Annotated in this window: 18 protein-coding genes and 1 tRNA gene; 17 read left to right on the plus strand and 2 right to left on the minus strand. The window is 40.2% G+C overall.

From position 1 onward, the window contains the following. The first annotated feature begins 4 nt into the window (after positions 1-4). Positions 5-78 (plus strand) — tRNA-Asn (locus HMPREF3108_RS00715). Positions 79-151: 73 nt separating this feature from the next. On the opposite strand, the gene HMPREF3108_RS00720 is transcribed toward HMPREF3108_RS00715, so the two are convergent. Next, a complete protein-coding gene (locus HMPREF3108_RS00720) occupies positions 152-1,522 on the minus strand; it encodes an aspartate kinase (RefSeq protein ID WP_045635031.1) in 1,371 nt (456 codons plus the stop codon). A gap of 251 nt (positions 1,523-1,773) precedes the next feature. On the opposite strand from HMPREF3108_RS00720, the gene HMPREF3108_RS00725 reads away from it, so the two are divergent. The 16 genes from HMPREF3108_RS00725 (at position 1,774) to HMPREF3108_RS00800 (ending at position 15,355) form a co-directional block, all read left to right on the plus strand. Continuing rightward, positions 1,774-2,565, plus strand: coding sequence for an enoyl-CoA hydratase (locus HMPREF3108_RS00725; RefSeq protein WP_061596381.1), 792 nt, complete (start codon positions 1,774-1,776; stop codon positions 2,563-2,565). A 138-nt stretch (positions 2,566-2,703) separates the two neighbouring features. Further along, positions 2,704-3,138 (plus strand): fatty acid biosynthesis transcriptional regulator FabT, encoded by a 435-nt coding sequence (locus tag HMPREF3108_RS00730; RefSeq protein ID WP_008809618.1) that lies wholly within the window; start codon positions 2,704-2,706, stop codon positions 3,136-3,138. Beyond that, positions 3,138-4,112, plus strand: a complete 975-nt coding sequence (locus HMPREF3108_RS00735) for a beta-ketoacyl-ACP synthase III (protein WP_070492880.1) — start codon at positions 3,138-3,140, stop codon at positions 4,110-4,112. Before HMPREF3108_RS00730 ends, HMPREF3108_RS00735 begins: the two co-directional genes overlap by 1 nt. Positions 4,113-4,166: 54 nt before the next feature. Then, complete coding sequence (locus tag HMPREF3108_RS00740) at positions 4,167-4,391, plus strand: acyl carrier protein (protein WP_012130750.1); 225 nt, start codon at positions 4,167-4,169, stop codon at positions 4,389-4,391. Positions 4,392-4,679: 288 nt separating this feature from the next. Beyond that, positions 4,680-5,654, plus strand: coding sequence for an enoyl-[acyl-carrier-protein] reductase FabK (gene fabK / locus HMPREF3108_RS00745; protein ID WP_008809616.1), 975 nt, complete (start codon positions 4,680-4,682; stop codon positions 5,652-5,654). Continuing rightward, the gene (gene fabD, locus HMPREF3108_RS00750) at positions 5,647-6,567 is read left to right on the plus strand and encodes an ACP S-malonyltransferase (protein WP_045635034.1); all 921 of its coding nucleotides are present in this window, start codon (positions 5,647-5,649) and stop codon (positions 6,565-6,567) included. The genes fabK and fabD overlap by 8 nt, the downstream gene beginning before the upstream one ends. A gap of 9 nt (positions 6,568-6,576) precedes the next feature. Next, positions 6,577-7,311, plus strand: a complete 735-nt coding sequence (fabG, locus tag HMPREF3108_RS00755) for a 3-oxoacyl-[acyl-carrier-protein] reductase (RefSeq protein ID WP_012130746.1) — start codon at positions 6,577-6,579, stop codon at positions 7,309-7,311. Between the two features lie 89 nt (positions 7,312-7,400). Then, positions 7,401-8,633 (plus strand): beta-ketoacyl-ACP synthase II, encoded by a 1,233-nt coding sequence (gene fabF / locus HMPREF3108_RS00760; RefSeq protein ID WP_045504135.1) that lies wholly within the window; start codon positions 7,401-7,403, stop codon positions 8,631-8,633. A gap of 6 nt (positions 8,634-8,639) precedes the next feature. Beyond that, positions 8,640-9,128, plus strand: a complete 489-nt coding sequence (gene accB, locus HMPREF3108_RS00765) for an acetyl-CoA carboxylase biotin carboxyl carrier protein (RefSeq protein WP_045504132.1) — start codon at positions 8,640-8,642, stop codon at positions 9,126-9,128. Next, positions 9,125-9,547 carry a 3-hydroxyacyl-ACP dehydratase FabZ gene (gene fabZ / locus HMPREF3108_RS00770; protein ID WP_008809611.1) on the plus strand — a complete coding sequence of 141 codons (423 nt, stop codon included), beginning with the start codon at positions 9,125-9,127 and terminating at the stop codon, positions 9,545-9,547. Before accB ends, fabZ begins: the two co-directional genes overlap by 4 nt. Before the next feature lie 17 nt (positions 9,548-9,564). Further along, positions 9,565-10,944 carry an acetyl-CoA carboxylase biotin carboxylase subunit gene (locus HMPREF3108_RS00775; protein WP_008809610.1) on the plus strand — a complete coding sequence of 460 codons (1,380 nt, stop codon included), beginning with the start codon at positions 9,565-9,567 and terminating at the stop codon, positions 10,942-10,944. 67 nt (positions 10,945-11,011) lie between these two features. Then, a complete protein-coding gene (accD, locus tag HMPREF3108_RS00780; RefSeq protein ID WP_037622195.1) occupies positions 11,012-11,875 on the plus strand; it encodes an acetyl-CoA carboxylase, carboxyltransferase subunit beta in 864 nt (287 codons plus the stop codon). Continuing rightward, positions 11,872-12,642, plus strand: coding sequence for an acetyl-CoA carboxylase carboxyl transferase subunit alpha (locus HMPREF3108_RS00785; protein ID WP_045504127.1), 771 nt, complete (start codon positions 11,872-11,874; stop codon positions 12,640-12,642). Before accD ends, HMPREF3108_RS00785 begins: the two co-directional genes overlap by 4 nt. A 118-nt stretch (positions 12,643-12,760) precedes the next feature. Beyond that, complete coding sequence (locus tag HMPREF3108_RS00790; RefSeq protein ID WP_256262206.1) at positions 12,761-13,477, plus strand: hypothetical protein; 717 nt, start codon at positions 12,761-12,763, stop codon at positions 13,475-13,477. Positions 13,478-13,723: 246 nt separating this feature from the next. After that, complete coding sequence (locus HMPREF3108_RS00795) at positions 13,724-14,272, plus strand: carboxymuconolactone decarboxylase family protein (RefSeq protein WP_009659051.1); 549 nt, start codon at positions 13,724-13,726, stop codon at positions 14,270-14,272. A gap of 18 nt (positions 14,273-14,290) precedes the next feature. Next, a complete protein-coding gene (locus HMPREF3108_RS00800) occupies positions 14,291-15,355 on the plus strand; it encodes an acyl-CoA dehydrogenase family protein (RefSeq protein ID WP_045635037.1) in 1,065 nt (354 codons plus the stop codon). A 497-nt stretch (positions 15,356-15,852) separates the two neighbouring features. Here HMPREF3108_RS00800 and serS read toward each other — a convergent pair whose 3' ends face one another. After that, positions 15,853-17,130, minus strand: coding sequence for a serine--tRNA ligase (gene serS, locus HMPREF3108_RS00805; RefSeq protein ID WP_048777613.1), 1,278 nt, complete (start codon positions 17,128-17,130; stop codon positions 15,853-15,855). Positions 17,131-17,302: the final 172 nt, after the last annotated feature.

Here is a 17,302-nt window from a genome sequence, read left to right on the forward strand (position 1 = left end):
ATTATCCGGCATAGCTCAGTTGGTAGTAGCGCATGACTGTTAATCATGATGTCGTAGGTTCGAGTCCTACTGCCGGAGTTATATCTATAAGTAAGACAAGAGATTCTTGTCTTTTTTATTTCCTAAATAATAATTTGAAAAAGCTTGAAGATTATACTTCAAGCTTTTTCTGTTTGTTAAAAAATGCTTCATAAAGCGCTTTAATGGCAGCTTTTTCTTGTTCAGAATTTACTACAAGCATGATAGAAACTTCGCTAGATCCTTGTGAAATCATCTGGATATTAATTTTGTTGTCTGATAGAGCCTTTGTAGCAGTTGCAGTTAGACCGATATGACTTTTCATTTGCTCACCTACAATCATGATGATAGATAAGCCATGTTCAATTTCTGCATGATCGACTTCAATTTTTTGTCTTAGTTGCCGGAGTATTTCTTCTTCTTTTATTGGTGTTAGTTCGCTTTCTCTTAGAATGATTGATAAATCATCAATACCAGTAGGCATGTGTTCCCAACGAATATTCAATTCTTCCAAAATTTGGAGAACTTTCCGACCAAAGCCGACTTCACGGTTCATCAAATATTTGGACATGTTAATACTAACAAAGTTTGAATCACCAGCAATTCCTACAACAGGGATGGCTTTGTCGGTATGATTTAAAATAATCTTTGTTCCTGGATGATTGGGGTTATTTGTATTTTTTATTACTAGAGGAATTTTACCACGGTAGGCTGGGATAAGAGCTTCATCGTGAAGAACGCTAAAACCTGCATATGCTAACTCTCGCATTTCACGATAGGTTAACTCAGGAATAGAGTCTGGTTCGTGAATAATACCAGGATGGGCTGCAAAAATGCCATCTACATCTGTGAAGTTTTCGTATAGGTCAGCTTTAACTCCCGCTGCGATGATTGAGCCTGTTATGTCAGAGCCCCCTCTTGAGAAAGTGCAGATTTGATTATCTTTAGTTACACCAAAGAATCCAGGTATTACAAGTACTTCTTCAAAGTTGGTTAATTCTTCAATTTTATCGTAGCTAGAGGGCAAAATTCTTGCGTTTCCAGGCTCGCTACTGACAAATATTCCTGCATCTTTAGGATGAATATAACGGGCATTAAGGCCGTTTTTATTAAAAAATGCAGCAACCAGCTTGGCGTTATTGTTCTCTCCAGCTGCTAAAAAGCTATCATAAAGAAAGAGATTATCTTCGATTGGTAAGGTAGCCAGATTTAAAATACTCTTTGTTATTTTTTCTAGTACAACAGGTTTGAGCTCTAATTCTTCGATCATTTGGGCATATCGATTAATGATCCATTCTTGGTGTGGGGTGACATCACCTTCTTCAACGTAAGCTCGATAATATTTGATTAGTGCATCTGTTACCTTGGTATCCGCTTGATCTCTTTTTCCTGGTGCAGAAACAACTACAAACTTTCGCTCAGAATCAGATTTTACAATATTTAAAACTTTTTCTAATTGAGTTGCAGAGGCAAGTGAACTACCACCAAATTTGACAACTTTCATATTTTCTCCTAAAGGGTTTTGTTATTATTCAGACAATTTGTAATATTGCTTCTTTACATTATAGCAAATCTCAAGCATAGTGTCAGTTTTTTAGGAATAAAAAGTAGAAAAGCCGAACTATTGTTTTATTCTTTCAGATTTTGTTTTGAGAAAATAAAATTTTGTGCTAGAATATTCTAAAAGCAATTATTTGACATTCAAAATATTTGCATATCAAATCAAATTGCTAAGATAGAATTTGGAGAAGTGATATGACATTTACAAATATTTTCTACGAAGTTCTGGACGAAGTAGCTGTTCTTACCTTTAACCGACCAGAGGTTTCTAACGGATTTAATATTCCAATGTGCCAAGAAATTTTAGAAGCAATTTCATTGGCTGCGTCAGATGATAGTGTAAAAATTTTGCTTATCAAGGCAAATGGTAAGGTTTTTTCAGTTGGAGGAGATTTAGCAGAAATGCAGCGTGCTGTTGATGCGGATGATATCCAATCCTTGGTGAAGATTGCGGAGTTAGTAAATGTTATTTCTTTCGAGATGAAGAAATTACCTAAGCCAGTCATCATGAGTGTTGATGGACCTGTTGCAGGTGCTGCTGCTAATATGGTCGTTGCTGCTGATTTTTGTATTGCAAGTGAAAAGGCTCGATTTATTCAGGCTTTCGTTGGAGTTGGATTAGCCCCAGATGCGGGAGGATTGTATTTGCTAACTCGTGCTATTGGTGTAACTCGTGCAACCCACCTTGTCATGACTGGTGAGGCTTTGACAGCTGAAAAAGCTTTGGAATATGGGATTCTTTATCGACTTTGTGAATCTGAAAAGTTGGAGAAAACAACAGAGCAACTAATCAAAAAACTAAAACGTGGTTCAGGGAATTCGTATAAAGCAATGAAAGAAATGATTTGGAAAAGTCAATTTTCTGATTGGGAAGAATATGCTGAATTGGAATTGCACTTACAAAAGTCGTTAGCTTTCACCGAAGATTTTAAAGAAGGGGTCTGTGCTTATTCAGAAAAGCGTCGTCCTAAATTTCAAGGAAAATAATATTCGTTTAATTGAAATTATATAAATTGAAAAAAAGTAAATCATTTTCAAAAAGAACTTGCAAAAATATTTGGACTTTGATATAATTTGATAGTCAAATGTTTTGATGCTTGAATATTTATAAAGGGGGATGGATGATTGAATTACCAATTAGTAAATGATTATTTGACGTCGATTTTTAATAATGTATTGGTGATTGAAGAGTCCAGTTTGCGGGGCAGTCGCTTCAATGACGTCTCTATCAAAGAAATGCATACGATTGATGTTATTGGCGAAACTCCCAATGCAACTCCTAGTGACATTTCTAGAGAGCTTATGGTGACTCTAGGAACTGTGACAACGAGCTTAAATAATCTTGAGCGAAAAGGCTATGTAGAACGAACTCGTTCTGATATTGATCGTCGTGTGGTTCATTTGAGTTTGACGAAAAGTGGTCGTCTTTTGTATCGTTTGCATCGACGTTTTCATCATTCAATGCTAGACAAGATTATTGCTGGCATGAGCAGGGATGAGATTCAAGTAATGCAAAAAGGCTTGAAAAACCTTTATCAGTTTCTTGAGGACTTAAAATAATGAAATTTGCAAAAATCAGTCAAGTTGCTCATTATGCGCCTGAGCAAGTCGTTACGAATGATGATTTAGCCCAAATCATGGATACAAGTGATGAATGGATTTCAAGTCGGACAGGAATCAAAAAGCGTCATATTTCTCATCATGAATCGACAAGCGATTTAGCTACAAGAGTTGCCTTAGATTTGCTGAAAAAGTCAGGAATTTCTGCTCAAGATCTTGATTTTGTTATTGTTGCTACTATTACGCCAGATTCATTGATGCCATCAACAGCTGCTCGTGTTCAGGCTAATATTGGGGCAAATAAAGCATTTGCTTATGATTTAGTAGCCGCTTGTAGTGGCTTTGTATTTGCTCTTTCGACAGCTGAAAAACTCATATCTTCAGGTGCTTATCAGAAGGGGTTGGTTATTGGAAGCGAAACCTTATCAAAGGTTGTAGATTGGTCTGATCGAGGCACTGCGGTCTTGTTTGGTGATGGTGCGGGAGGCGTCTTGCTGGAAAGCACTTCTGATCAACATTTTCTTGCAGAAATCCAGAAAACGGATGGTTCTCGTGGAGAAAGTCTCACCTCTTGCCAAATTGGTTTGCAATCGCCTTTTGCGCAGACTGAGGATGATGAAAAATATTTGACAATGGATGGTAGGGCAATTTTTGATTTTGCTATTCGAGATGTTGCTCAGTCCATTAAAGATACGATTGAAGCTAGTTCGCTGGAAGTTGATGAAATAAATTATTTCTTGCTCCATCAGGCCAATGATCGTATTTTGAATAAAATAGCGAAAAAGCTTGGTGTTTCAAGAGATAAAATTCCAGCTAACATGATGGAATATGGAAATACCAGTGCAGCTAGTATCCCTATTTTACTTTCTGAGTGTGTCGAGCAAGGCCTTGTTAAGCTAGATGGAAGTCAGAAAATTTTATTATCTGGTTTCGGTGGAGGTTTGACATGGGGAACACTTATTGTTACAATTTAGTTAATCATGTGGTTTTCACATATTAAAAAATATTTTATTTTAAAGGAGTCTATCATGGCAGTATTTGAAAAAGTACAAGAAATTATTGTAGAAGAACTTGGTAAAGAACCGTCAGAAGTTACTCTTGAGTCAACTTTCGATGATCTTGAAGCAGATTCACTTGACTTGTTCCAAGTTATCTCAGAAATCGAAGATGCATTTGACATCCAAATCGAAACTGAGGAAGGTTTGAATACTGTAGGTGACTTAGTTGCTTACGTTGAATCAAAAACTAAATAAGAAAAAGTAAATGGGGCTGAGAATACGTTCTCGCCCTCTTTTAAAGAAGACGAATTTGAGGTGGCAGTCTTGACTGTCTTTTATCTCTTCTAATGTTTAAAAGAAAACAACAGATAGAGTAAAGATTCGATGAAGTCAAGATGGCCGGGGTGGAACGAAAAAGTCTGTTTAAATGATTTTTTATCCACTCCCTCTTGTTTAGGTAATAGTTTGACTGTCAAAGTATAGAAAGCACTTGTTTTTAAGAGAATCAAGCTATTACTTAAGCAATGATAAAAGGAAGGTATTATGCAAACACGAATTACAGAATTACTAAATATTAAATATCCTATTTTCCAAGGTGGAATGGCCTGGGTAGCAGATGGAGACTTAGCTGGTGCTGTTTCTAAAGCGGGTGGTTTAGGAATTATCGGTGGAGGCAACGCTCCTAAAGAAGTTGTTAAAGCAAATATTGATAAAATTAAGTCTTTGACTGATAAGCCTTTTGGAGTGAATATCATGCTTTTATCACCTTTCGTGGATGACATTGTTGACTTGGTCATTGAAGAAGGCGTAAAAGTAGTGACAACTGGTGCAGGCAATCCAAGTCGGTACATGGCTCGTTTTCATGAAGCTGGTATTACAGTCATTCCAGTGGTACCAAGTGTGGCCCTCGCTAAAAGAATGGAAAAAATTGGCGCAGATGCTGTCATTGCTGAGGGAATGGAAGCTGGAGGTCATATTGGTAAATTGACAACGATGGCACTTACTCGTCAAGTTGTAGAAGCAGTAAACATTCCCGTTATTGCAGCTGGAGGTATCGCGGATGGTTCAGGTGCTGCTGCTGGCTTTATGTTAGGAGCAGAAGCAGTTCAGTTAGGAACTCGCTTTGTAGTTGCTAAGGAATCAAACGCTCATCAAAATTATAAAGATATGATTTTGAAGGCACGCGATATTGATACAACAATTTCAGCTCAGCATTTTGGTCATGCAGTCCGTGCTTTGAAAAATAAGCTGACAAGGGATTTTGAAAAAGCAGAAAAAGAAGCCTTCAAACAAGAAAATCCAGATTTAACAGTATTCGAAAATCTTGGTGCGGGTGCCTTAGCAAATGCAGTTGTCCGTGGAGATGTTGAGAATGGTTCGGTCATGTCAGGACAAATTGCTGGTTTGGTCAGCAAGGAAGAAACTGTTGAAGAAATTTTGAAAGATGTTTACTATGGTGCTGCTGAAAGAATTCAGCAAGAAGCTAAACGTTGGGCAGGAGTAACTAGAAATGACTAAAAAAGCCTTTCTGTTCGCTGGTCAGGGGGCACAGTACCTTGGTATGGGACGTGAGCTCTATGATCAATATGACGTGGTGAAATCAACTTTTGAGGAAGCTAGTCAAATTTTAGGCTATGATGTGCGTGATTTGATTGATAATGATGAAGAAAAACTGAATCAGACCCGCTATACCCAGCCAGCAATTTTGACTACATCTCTGGCCATTTACCGTTTGTTAATTCAAGAAGGAATCCATCCTGATGTGGTTGCTGGTCTTTCTTTAGGAGAATACTCTGCTTTGGTGGCTTCTGGAGCCTTAGATTTTCAGAGTGCTCTAGCTTTGGTTGCTAAGCGTGGAGCCTTCATGGAGGAAGCCGCTCCAGCGGGTTCTGGTAAAATGGTAGCAGTTCTTAATGCTGATTTAGATCTGATAGAGAATGCATGTAAAAAGGCTAGTGCGCTTGGTGTAGTGTCTCCAGCTAACTATAATACACCTAGCCAGATTGTAATTGGTGGAGAAGCTGAAGCAGTGGATAAAGCTGTAGAGCTTTTGCAAGAAGCTGGGGTAAAGAGATTGATTCCACTCAACGTATCAGGACCTTTCCATACTGCTTTATTGAAGCCAGCTAGTGATTTATTAGCTGTAGCTTTAGAAAATGTCAATTTTTCTGACTTCCAAGTTCCCCTAGTAGGGAATACAGAAGCTAGTGTCATGGAAAAGGAACGAATCAAGGAGCTATTAACACGTCAAGTGATGGAGCCAGTTCGCTTTTATGATAGTATTGCCAGAATGCAAGAAGCTGGTGTAACAGAGTTTATCGAGATTGGTCCAGGAAAAGTTCTGTCTGGATTTGTAAAAAAGATTGATAAGTCTGCTGCTATTTATCAAGTTGAAGATCAAGCTAGTTTGACACAACTTCTGGAAAAATGAGGAAACAATATGGAATTAAAAGATAAGAACGTATTGATTACAGGCTCCACTCGGGGAATTGGTCTTGCTATTGCCCATAAATTTGCTAGTCTTGGAGCTAATATTATTTTAAATGGACGTGGAGAAGTCTCAGAGGACGTCTTGGCAGAGTTTAAAGACTATCCTGTAAAGGTTTTTGCGGTTATTGGGGATGTTTCAGATAGCGCTGATGCAAAGCGTATGGTAGAAGAAGCAACTTTGGCTATGGGTTCAGTTGATGTTTTGGTTAATAATGCAGGAATTACTAAAGATAAACTCATGCTTAAATTGACTGAGGAAGATTTTGAACAAGTGCTAAAGGTTAATTTGACTGGTGCATTTAACATGACGCAAGCTGTTTTAAAACCAATGACTAAGGCGCGTCAGGGAGCTATTATCAATATGTCTAGCGTGGTCGGTTTGACAGGAAATATTGGACAAGCAAACTATGCCGCCTCTAAAGCAGGTTTGATTGGTTTTTCTAAGTCAGTAGCTCGTGAGGTTGCGGCTCGTAATATTCGCGTCAATGTGATTGCCCCAGGATTTATTGAATCTGATATGACTGATGGTTTGCCAGAAAAAATTAAAGAAGCTTCTCTGGCTCAAATACCAATGAAGCGTTTTGGTAATACTGAGGAAGTTGCAGATGTTGCAGTCTTTCTTGCCAGTCAGGAATACTTAACAGGTCAGGTAATCACTATCGATGGTGGCTTGACAATGCAATAATTTAGTAAAAGTATAGAAAAAATCTACTTAGAATGCATCTTAGTTGCAATTTTCTAAGTTTAAATCTTACCGTAAAAAGGAGTTTTGAGATGAAACTAAATCGTGTTGTAGTAACTGGCTATGGCCTAACTTCCCCAATTGGAAATACACCAGAAGAATTTTGGACTAGCCTTAAGGAAGGAAAAATTGGTATTGGGCCAATTACTAAGTTTGACCACAGTGAATTTGCTGTTCATAATGCTGCTGAGGTTCAAGATTTTCCTTTTGATAAATACTTCATTAAAAAAGACACTAACCGTTTTGATAATTATTCACTGTATGCTCTTTATGCTGCAGAGGAAGCTGTAAATCATGCTGGTCTTGACGTGGAAGCTATTGATAAAGATCGTTTTGGTGTTATCGTTGCTTCAGGTATCGGTGGTATTAAGGAAATTGAAGATCAAGTTATCCGCTTGCATGAAAAAGGTCCGAAACGAGTGAAACCAATGACACTTCCAAAAGCCTTGCCAAATATGGCTTCTGGGAATGTTGCTATGCGCTTTGGTGCCAATGGTGTTTGTAAGTCCATTAATACAGCCTGTGCCTCATCTAATGATGCAATTGGAGATGCTTTCCGTTCCATTAAATTTGGTTTCCAAGATGTGATGTTAGTTGGTGGTTCTGAAGCATCCATCACTCCTTTTGCGATTGCTGGTTTCCAAGCTTTGACAGCTTTGTCCACAACGGAAGATCCAACTCGTGCCTCTATCCCATTTGATAAAGACAGAAATGGTTTTGTTATGGGAGAAGGTTCCGGTATGTTAGTGCTGGAAAGCTTAGAACATGCTGAAAAACGTGGTGCAACAATCCTTGCTGAAGTAGTAGGGTATGGAAACACATGTGATGCTCACCATATGACGTCTCCTCATCCGGAAGGACTTGGTGCGATTAAAGCTATTAAACTAGCATTAGAAGAAGCTGAAATTAAACCTGAAGATGTGGCATATGTTAATGCTCATGGAACTTCTACTCCTGCCAATGAAAAAGGAGAGAGTGGTGCGATTGTATCTGTATTAGGTAAAGAAGTAGCCGTTTCTTCAACTAAGTCCTTTACAGGGCATTTGTTAGGTGCTGCAGGAGCAGTGGAAGCTATTGCGACTATCGAAGCAATGCGTCATAGCTTTGTACCGAAGACTGCAGGAACTCAAGAATTGTCTGATTACATTGAAGCCAATGTCATTTTTGGCCAAGGAAAAGAACAGGAAATTCCTTATGCTATTTCCAATACATTTGGTTTTGGTGGCCATAATGCTGTTCTTGCCTTTAAACGTTGGGAGGCATAATAACTTATGAATATCAATGAAATTAAAGACTTGATGGCACAGTTTGACCAATCAAGTTTGCGGGAATTTTCGTATAAAAATCAACAAGATGAACTGACATTCAGTAAGAACGAAGGAAAAATTGCAACTCAAGAGGTTAACGCAAGTCCTCTTCCTACAGCCACACCAGTAGCTCCAATTGCTCCAGCTCCTCAGGTTGAAGTAGTTGTTGAACAGCAAGAAGTGCCTGCTGAAGCAGCACCGGCACCAATCGCGGCTGAAGGTGATGTTGTGGAAAGTCCTTTGGTTGGAGTAGCCTATTTAGCAGCCGGACCAGATAAACCTGCTTTTGTGAACGTAGGTGACCAAGTGAAAAAAGGACAAACCTTGATGATTATTGAGGCCATGAAAGTGATGAATGAAGTGCCTGCTCCTAAAGATGGTGTTGTCACTGAAATTTTAGTTCAAAATGAAGAAATGGTTGAATTTGGGAAAGGTCTGGTACGCATTAAATGATCGATATCAATGCAATAAAAGAGGCACTTCCTCATCGTTATCCAATGTTGTTGGTGGATCGTGTATTAGAAGTTAGCGAAGATGAGATTGTTGCTTTGAAAAATGTGACAATTAATGAACCATTCTTTAACGGTCATTTTCCTCAATATCCAGTCATGCCGGGTGTTTTGATTATGGAAGCTTTGGCTCAGACTGCGGGTGTACTGGAATTGTCTAAAGAAGAAAACAAAGGTAAGCTTGTTTTTTATGCTGGTATGGATAAGGTCAAATTCAAAAAACAAGTTGTTCCAGGTGATCAGCTTATCATGACTGCTAAATTTGTGAAACGTCGTGGTACCATTGCGGTTGTTGAAGCTAAAGCAGAAGTAGATGGCAAACTCGCAGCTAGTGGCACCTTGACATTTGCTATTGGCCAATAGAAAAGGGAGATTTCACCATGTTTCGTAAAATATTGATTGCTAACCGTGGGGAAATTGCGGTCAGAATTATTCGTGCGGCTCGTGAATTAGGGATTGCGACAGTGGCAGTTTATTCAACAGCTGATAAAGAAGCCCTTCATACCTTATTGGCAGATGAAGCTATTTGTATTGGCCCTGCTAAGTCAACTGATTCTTATCTCAATATGAATGCTGTGCTTTCAGCGGCTGTTCTGACAGAAGCTGAAGCTATTCATCCTGGTTTTGGATTTTTGAGTGAAAATTCTAAGTTCGCAACCATGTGTGAGGAAGTTGGTGTGAAATTCATCGGTCCTTCTGGGGCAATCATGGATATGATGGGCGATAAGATTAATGCTCGTGCTCAAATGATTAAGGCTAATGTTCCAGTTATTCCTGGATCTGACGGAGAAGTTTTTACTGCAGAAGAGGCTTTGGAAGTTGCTGAAAAAATTGGCTACCCTGTTATGCTAAAGGCTTCTGCTGGAGGTGGCGGAAAGGGAATCCGTAAGGTTGAAAAGGCTGAAGATTTGGTAGCAGCTTTTGAGTCTGCTTCTAGCGAGGCTAAGGCTGCCTTTGGGAATGGCGCTATGTATATGGAGCGCGTGATTTATCCTGCTCGTCATATTGAAGTGCAGATTTTGGCAGATCAGCATGGACATGTTGTCCATCTGGGCGAACGTGATTGCTCGCTCCAGCGTAATAACCAAAAGGTCTTAGAAGAAGCTCCATCAGTGGCTATCGGGAAGACTCTCCGTCAAAAGATTGGAGATGCGGCTGTACGAGCAGCTCAATCAGTGGGATATGAAAATGCTGGAACAATTGAGTTTCTCTATGATGAAAATAAGGGTGAGTTCTACTTTATGGAAATGAACACTCGTGTTCAAGTAGAACATCCTGTAACAGAATTTGTGACTGGCGTAGATATTGTTAAGGAACAGATTCGCATTGCTGATGGTCAAGAACTTTCTTTCACACAAGATGATATTGAAATTCGTGGTCATGCCATCGAATGCCGGATCAATGCTGAAAATCCAGCCTTTAATTTTGCCCCAAGTCCGGGTAAGATTTCAAACCTCTATTTGCCTAGTGGTGGAGTCGGCCTTCGTGTGGACTCAGCTGTTTATCCAGGTTACACCATTCCTCCATACTATGACAGTATGATTGCTAAAATCATTGTTCATGGGGAGAATCGTTTTGATGCTTTGATGAAGATGCAACGGGCTCTCTATGAATTAGAAATCGATGGTGTATTAACCAACAGTGAGTTTCAGTTAGACTTGATTTCAGACTCTCAGGTTATTGCAGGGGATTATGATACAGCCTTTTTAATGGAGAAATTTCTCCCTGCTTACCAAGAAAGATTAAAAGAAGATAAATAAAACCTTTCATAAAGCGAAGGAAGCTAAGCTTTTGTAAAGGGAAACTGTAGTAATAAAGGAGTAAATGATGGCTTTATTCTCCAAAAAGGATAAATATATCCGGATTAATCCTAATCGTTCATATAGGGAACTGCCTCAACAAAAACCAGAGGTACCGGATGAGCTCTTTTCGAAATGTCCTGGTTGTAAGCATACCATTTACCAAAAAGATTTAGGGAGCGATCGTGTTTGTCCTAATTGTGGTTATACCTTCCGTATTACAGCACTTGAGCGACTTGCTTTAACTGTAGATGAAGATACCTTTGAAGAATTATTTACAGGCATTGAAACAAAAGATCCATTGAATTTTCCTAATTATAAGGACAAGTTGGCCCAAATGCGTGAAAAAACTGGCTTGGATGAAGCTGTGTTAACAGGAACTGCTTCCATTAAGGGACAGAAAACTGCTTTGGGAATAATGGACTCAAACTTTATCATGGCTTCCATGGGAAGTGTAGTTGGAGAGAAAATCACACGCTTGTTTGAATATGCAACGGAACTTCGCTTACCAGTAGTCTTGTTTACAGCTTCTGGAGGGGCACGTATGCAGGAAGGGATTATCAGTCTCATGCAGATGGCCAAAATTTCAGCGGCGGTACAAAGACATTCTAAAGCAGGTTTGTTTTATCTGACGATTTTGACAGACCCTACTACTGGTGGGGTAACAGCGTCATTTGCAATGGAAGGTGACATTATTTTAGCGGAACCTCAAAGTCTTGTTGGATTCGCTGGTCGTCGAGTTATTGAATCCACTGTTCGTGAAAATTTGCCAGACGGTTTTCAAAAGGCAGAATTTCTCTTGGAACATGGTTTTGTAGATGCTATTGTTAAACGAGCAAAATTAAGAGATAAGATTGCTAAATTGTTGGAATTTCATGGAGGGCAGCAATGACAAAGATTACTCGGATTGTAAGAGAAGCGAGAGATCAGACTAGGCTGACGGCTCTTGATTATGCCAAGGCAATTTTTGATGATTTCATTCAATTGCATGGAGATCGCTCTTTTCGAGATGATGGAGCTGTGATTGGAGGCATCGGTAGCCTAGACGGCCGTCCAGTGACTGTTATTGGAATTCAAAAAGGGAAGAATCTTCAAGATAATCTAAAACGGAATTTCGGTCAGCCTCATCCTGAAGGCTATCGCAAGGCTTTGCGCCTAATGAAGCAGGCAGAAAAATTTGGTCGTCCAATCGTTACTTTTATCAATACCGCTGGAGCTTATCCGGGTGTTGGAGCAGAGGAGCGTGGCCAAGGTGAAGCTATTGCTCGAAACCTGATGGAGATGAGTGATCTGAAAGTACCGATTATTGCCATTATTATTGGTGAAGGTGGTTCTGGAGGGGCCTTGGCTCTGGGAGTGGCGAATCGAGTTTGGATGTTAGAGAATTCAATTTATGCAGTCTTGAGTCCGGAAGGCTTTGCTTCTATCTTGTGGAAGGATGGCAGTAGAGCCATGGAAGCTGCTGAGTTAATGAAAATAACATCCCACGAACTCTTGCAAATGGAGATTGTTGATAAGGTAATTGAGGAAACGGGTTTAAGCAATCAGGATTTGATTACTTCTATCAAACAAGAACTTTTAGTTGAATTAGAACAACTTTCTTCATGGAGCGTGGAAGAATTGGTCGACCAACGTTATCAGCGTTTTAGAAAATATTAAGAAGTTTATTTGAAGGCCAGGATATTCTTGTCTTGGTCTCTTTTTACAAATAGTTAGTCTACAATCTATCTTTTTTACCTAAAATCAGATGGCTTGTGATTAGAGAAGGAGAAGTCAAATGGAAAAAAATCGTTTGTACATTATCATTGCGTCAGTAGCAGTAATAATTGGAAGTGTTTTGCCTTGGGGGACTGTAAACCTAGGTGGATTTGGTGGTTTAAGTGTTTCAGGAATTGAAGGTGATGGGAAAATTATTATAATTTTAGCCATCGGAGCTATTGTCTTAGCTATTCTTAAAGATCGCACTCAGCCTTTGATTAAAAACTTTGCTCTGGGAGTTATGGCTTTGGGAGTTATTGAGACAGCTATTTCTATTTATGCCCTGTTTCGCTTAGGCGATATGAGTGCTAATTTTGGTTATGGTGGTTATGGTATTTCAGTCGGTATAGGTTTATACTTGACTGCAATTGCTTCAATTGCAACATTTGTTTTAGGATTGATGGCTTTCTCAGGAGGAAAGATTTCAAAAGAAACCTTGACAGATGCAGCCAATGTAAGTAAGGAATTTGCTCAAACTGTTGGCCGTGTAACTTCTGCAACAGTGAAAACGGCTGTAAATGAAATCAAAAAAGAAACCGATCAGCCAAAAGATATAGAAACACCTGCTTCAGCTGAAGAATCTAAAAAAGTAGAAGTAGATGAAAATAAAGAAGAGCCCACAAAGCTAGTAACAGAAGAAACAGTTGAAAAACAGGTTCAGTCTGAACCAACGGTGGAAGAGGAAAGCTTAGATGCTGTTGTTTCTGACGAAGCAGTTGAGAGCGATAAAGAATAATCTTCTATAAGAAATTGCTAATGAAAAAGTCTTTTAGTAACCATAAAGGTGAAAAAATAAAAAAAGAAGCCAGAAGGCTTCTTTTTTTGGTTTAAAATTGTGTTTGATCAAGGTAAATCTAGGTAAAAAATTTTAGTTTGAATTACTGCATTATATTCTCTTTATAGGACTTATATAAAATATATATTATACAAGCTATTGGTCCTATGTTAAGATAGTTTCTAATTAAAAGAAATGAGGTTTCATATGTCAGAATTTACTATCCACACGATTGAGTCCGCACCAGCCGAGGTAAAAGAAGTCCTGGAAACTGTTCAAAAAGATAACGGTGGCTACATTCCCAATCTTATCGGTCTTTTGGCCAATGCGCCAACGGCTTTGGAAACATATCGGACGGTTGGAGCCATCAATCGCCGTAACAGCCTGACACCGACTGAGCGTGAAGTAGTGCAGATTACGGCTGCAGTTACCAATGGCTGTGCTTTCTGTGTAGCGGGTCATACAGCTTTTTCAATCAAGCAGATTCAAATGAATGATGATCTTTTGGAGGCTCTACGTAATCGTACTCCGATTGATACAGATCCGAAGCTAGATACCCTTGCTAAATTTACCATTGCTGTCATCAATACCAAGGGACGGGTCGGAGATGAGGCTTTGGCAGACTTCCTAGAAGCGGGTTATACGCATGAGAATGCTCTGGATGTAGTTCTGGGTGTTAGCCTTGCGACCCTCTGCAATTATGCCAATAATCTGGCCAACACGCCAATTAATCCGGAATTGCAGCCTTATGCCTAGTCTTTGAGGAGGTGGCAAATGACATTTTTTTCAGAAGAGTTTATCAACTGGTTGGATGACCACGCTGATCAGATTGACAAAGAATCCTGTGCAGCGGGTAACCAACTGATTGAGCGTATCGCTGCTGAAGGAGCCTTTCGGGTTGGCGTTCCAGAAGAGCTGGGAGGCCGAGGTGGCAATGATACGGATGTGATTGAAGTGCTCAAGGAGCTGGCTCACCATTCTTTGACCGCTTCCTTTATCTCTTGGGGACAAAGGACCTTTATTGATAACGTCTTAAAATCTGCTAATCCCTACTTTAGAGACCACTATTTGGAAGGTCTCCTGTCAGGGGAATATGCAGGTGCTACAGCCCTGTCCAATGCCGTTAAATTCTTGTCGGACCTAGAAGAGTTAAATGTGTCTATTGTGGAGGAAGACGGACAGCTTTATCTCAAGGGACGTCTGCCTTGGGTAACCAATGCTCGCGCGGATCGTTTCCTCAGCATATTTGTTGCCGGTTTCGAAGACGGCAGCCGCCAGCCGCTGGTTCTGGCTGTGCCATCTGACGCAGAGAATTTCTCCCGTTCAGCGGATTTAGAGTTTGTATCTTTGCAAGGGGGAAATACAGCTGCTCTGGCCTTCAATCATGTGCCTTTGCAAGAAGAATGGATTCTCGCTCAAGATGCCAAGGCCTTTTTGGCAGAAAATCGCCCAGCTTTTCTAGGTTATCAATTTGGTCTGGCTCTTGGTCTAGCGGAGAAGTCGCTGGCAGAGGTTGAAGCCAATCTGTCAGTCCGCTCCATTTTGAGAGAGGAGTGGGAGGAACAAGTAGCTGCTCTGACTGAAATCCAGGATCAGCTCTATAGAGGTCTTCTCCAGCCTGGTTATTTTGTTGAGCGCCCTAAGGAGCTCTTCCAGCTGCGAATTGATATAGTTGATGTAGTGGCTCAAAGTCTGCTCTTGGAGCTGCAGGCTAGTGGAGGCAGAGGATACTTGAGTAATTCGACTTCTGGGTTTATCCGACGTTGGAACGAAGGAGCTTTTCTTCCCATTGTCTCACCGAGTGCAGTCCAGCTACGGCATATTTTAGAAGCTTCATAGAAATGATGGCAAATCAGTGGCTGATTTATTGGTAGAATGGACATTAAGACGATGATGCAAAAGAGTCACTTTGTAAGCAATTAAAGCTGCTCTGGTTTCTTGAATAGTCTTGATGATTTGCTTATTTCTGACACTAACGTAGCCTTGTCATCTCAAAACAATTGCAAGGATCGACATAAGCTAACATTTTTAGTGACTCTTGCTCCATATTTCAAGTCTAGTAGGCTACCTTTTATTTATTTCCTATGTGAGCTAGATATATTTTGTGAAAGTAGTTAAGTTGCTATATATCCTTTCTGACTTTTGAGATGTCGTCTATGTCTGTTTTTACGATACAGTCTCATTGCTGGTCAGAAAGATAAGAAAAAATCCAAGATGATATTCTTTGAAAATCTGTTTTGATTTTCTCTGAGTTATTCTCGGATTTTTTTATTTTAGTAAATTAAGTCTATTCTTAGACCTAGTGATATAGGCAAAGTATCAGGAGAATCTGCTTTTTATTTTGGTGCGATGACTTCTAATCCACCCATATACGGACGCAGAACCTCTGGGATAGTCACAGAACCATCTTCATTTTGGTAATTTTCCAAGATAGCTGCCACCGTACGTCCGACAGCTAGTCCAGAACCGTTGAGAGTATGAAGGAGTTTGACCTTGCCATCTGCTTCGTCACGGTAGCGAATTTGAGCTCGACGGGCTTGGAAATCTTCTGTGTTAGAGCAACTAGAGATTTCACGGTAGGTGTTCTGAGCAGGAATCCAAACTTCCAAGTCGTAGGTTTTAGCAGCTGAGAAGCCCATATCTCCAGTACAGAGTGCTACAACTCGGTAAGGTAAATTCAGCTTTTGCAGGATGTTTTCAGCGTTGGCAGTCATCTTTTCTAGCTCTTCATAAGATTCTTCTGGCTTGGCAAATTTCACCATTTCAACCTTGTGGAATTGGTGCAGACGAATCAGACCGCGCGTGTCACGACCAGCAGAGCCGGCTTCAGAGCGGAATGATGGGCTCATAGCTGTGAAGTAGATTGGCAATTCTTTGCCGTCAAGGATCTCGTCTCGATAATAGTTAGTCAGTGGAACTTCAGCAGTCGGAATCAGAACGAAGTTGGTATCGCTTAGTTCAAACGTATCCTCTTTAAACTTAGGATATTGTCCAGTGCCAAACATAGAATCGTGGTTGACCATATAAGGAGTGATGACTTCTGTGTAGCCTTCTTTGCCATGCTCATCCAGCATGAAGTTGTAGATAGCACGCTCTAATCGAGCTCCTAAGCCCTTATAGAAGAGGAAGCGAGCACCAGTAACTTTTGCACCACGTTCCCAGTCCAGGATGTCCAAATCTTCACCCAAATCCCAGTGAGCTTTAGCTTCAAAGTCAAATTGGCGGGGTGTACCCCAGCGACGGACTTCGACGTTTTCGTCCTCATCTGCTCCGACAGGAACACTTTCATGCGGGATGTTAGGCAGAGTGGTAGTGAACTCAGTCAACTTAGCGTCTAGCTCTGCCAAGGTTGCGTCTAAGTTCTTGACCTCAGCAGAAAGTTTTTGCATGGCAGCAATCTTGTCATCTGCATTTTCTTTGTTGCGTTTAGCTTGAGCAATTTCAGCAGAAACAGTATTGCGCTCTGCTTTGAGTTCTTCGACCTTTACCAATAAATCCCGGCGTTCTTTGTCAATGGTTTTCATTTGGTTAAGGGTAGCAGCGTCAACACCTCGCGTAGCTAATTTTTCAGCGACAGTATCAAAGTCAGTGCGGATACGTTTTAAATCTAACATAGGTACCTCCAAAAAATAAAAGCACTTTATGAGACTGTTGGAGCGGCAGGGCCGCGGTTCCATCCAACTTCACAAAAGTGCACTTGCTTAATTATTTATTTTTAAACTAACGGTAGAATTTCCTATTTTCTCCTTATCTGCTCACAGCCGCCGCAGACTTTCTGAAAAGTGT

Origin of the sequence: Streptococcus sp. HMSC10A01, assembly GCF_001807785.1 — a bacterium.
Taxonomy (GTDB): domain Bacteria; phylum Bacillota; class Bacilli; order Lactobacillales; family Streptococcaceae; genus Streptococcus; species Streptococcus gordonii.

Coding starts and splice junctions, on each gene's coding strand:
- HMPREF3108_RS00720 (WP_045635031.1), bottom strand. CDS start 1,522: ATGAAAGTTGTCAAATTTGGTGGTAGTTCACTTGCCTCTGCAACTCAA.
- HMPREF3108_RS00725 (WP_061596381.1), top strand. CDS start 1,774: ATGACATTTACAAATATTTTCTACGAAGTTCTGGACGAAGTAGCTGTT.
- HMPREF3108_RS00735 (WP_070492880.1), top strand. CDS start 3,138: ATGAAATTTGCAAAAATCAGTCAAGTTGCTCATTATGCGCCTGAGCAA.
- HMPREF3108_RS00740 (WP_012130750.1), top strand. CDS start 4,167: ATGGCAGTATTTGAAAAAGTACAAGAAATTATTGTAGAAGAACTTGGT.
- fabK (WP_008809616.1), top strand. CDS start 4,680: ATGCAAACACGAATTACAGAATTACTAAATATTAAATATCCTATTTTC.
- fabD (WP_045635034.1), top strand. CDS start 5,647: ATGACTAAAAAAGCCTTTCTGTTCGCTGGTCAGGGGGCACAGTACCTT.
- fabG (WP_012130746.1), top strand. CDS start 6,577: ATGGAATTAAAAGATAAGAACGTATTGATTACAGGCTCCACTCGGGGA.
- fabF (WP_045504135.1), top strand. CDS start 7,401: ATGAAACTAAATCGTGTTGTAGTAACTGGCTATGGCCTAACTTCCCCA.
- accB (WP_045504132.1), top strand. CDS start 8,640: ATGAATATCAATGAAATTAAAGACTTGATGGCACAGTTTGACCAATCA.
- fabZ (WP_008809611.1), top strand. CDS start 9,125: ATGATCGATATCAATGCAATAAAAGAGGCACTTCCTCATCGTTATCCA.
- HMPREF3108_RS00775 (WP_008809610.1), top strand. CDS start 9,565: ATGTTTCGTAAAATATTGATTGCTAACCGTGGGGAAATTGCGGTCAGA.
- accD (WP_037622195.1), top strand. CDS start 11,012: ATGGCTTTATTCTCCAAAAAGGATAAATATATCCGGATTAATCCTAAT.
- HMPREF3108_RS00785 (WP_045504127.1), top strand. CDS start 11,872: ATGACAAAGATTACTCGGATTGTAAGAGAAGCGAGAGATCAGACTAGG.
- HMPREF3108_RS00790 (WP_256262206.1), top strand. CDS start 12,761: ATGGAAAAAAATCGTTTGTACATTATCATTGCGTCAGTAGCAGTAATA.
- HMPREF3108_RS00795 (WP_009659051.1), top strand. CDS start 13,724: ATGTCAGAATTTACTATCCACACGATTGAGTCCGCACCAGCCGAGGTA.
- HMPREF3108_RS00800 (WP_045635037.1), top strand. CDS start 14,291: ATGACATTTTTTTCAGAAGAGTTTATCAACTGGTTGGATGACCACGCT.
- serS (WP_048777613.1), bottom strand. CDS start 17,130: ATGTTAGATTTAAAACGTATCCGCACTGACTTTGATACTGTCGCTGAA.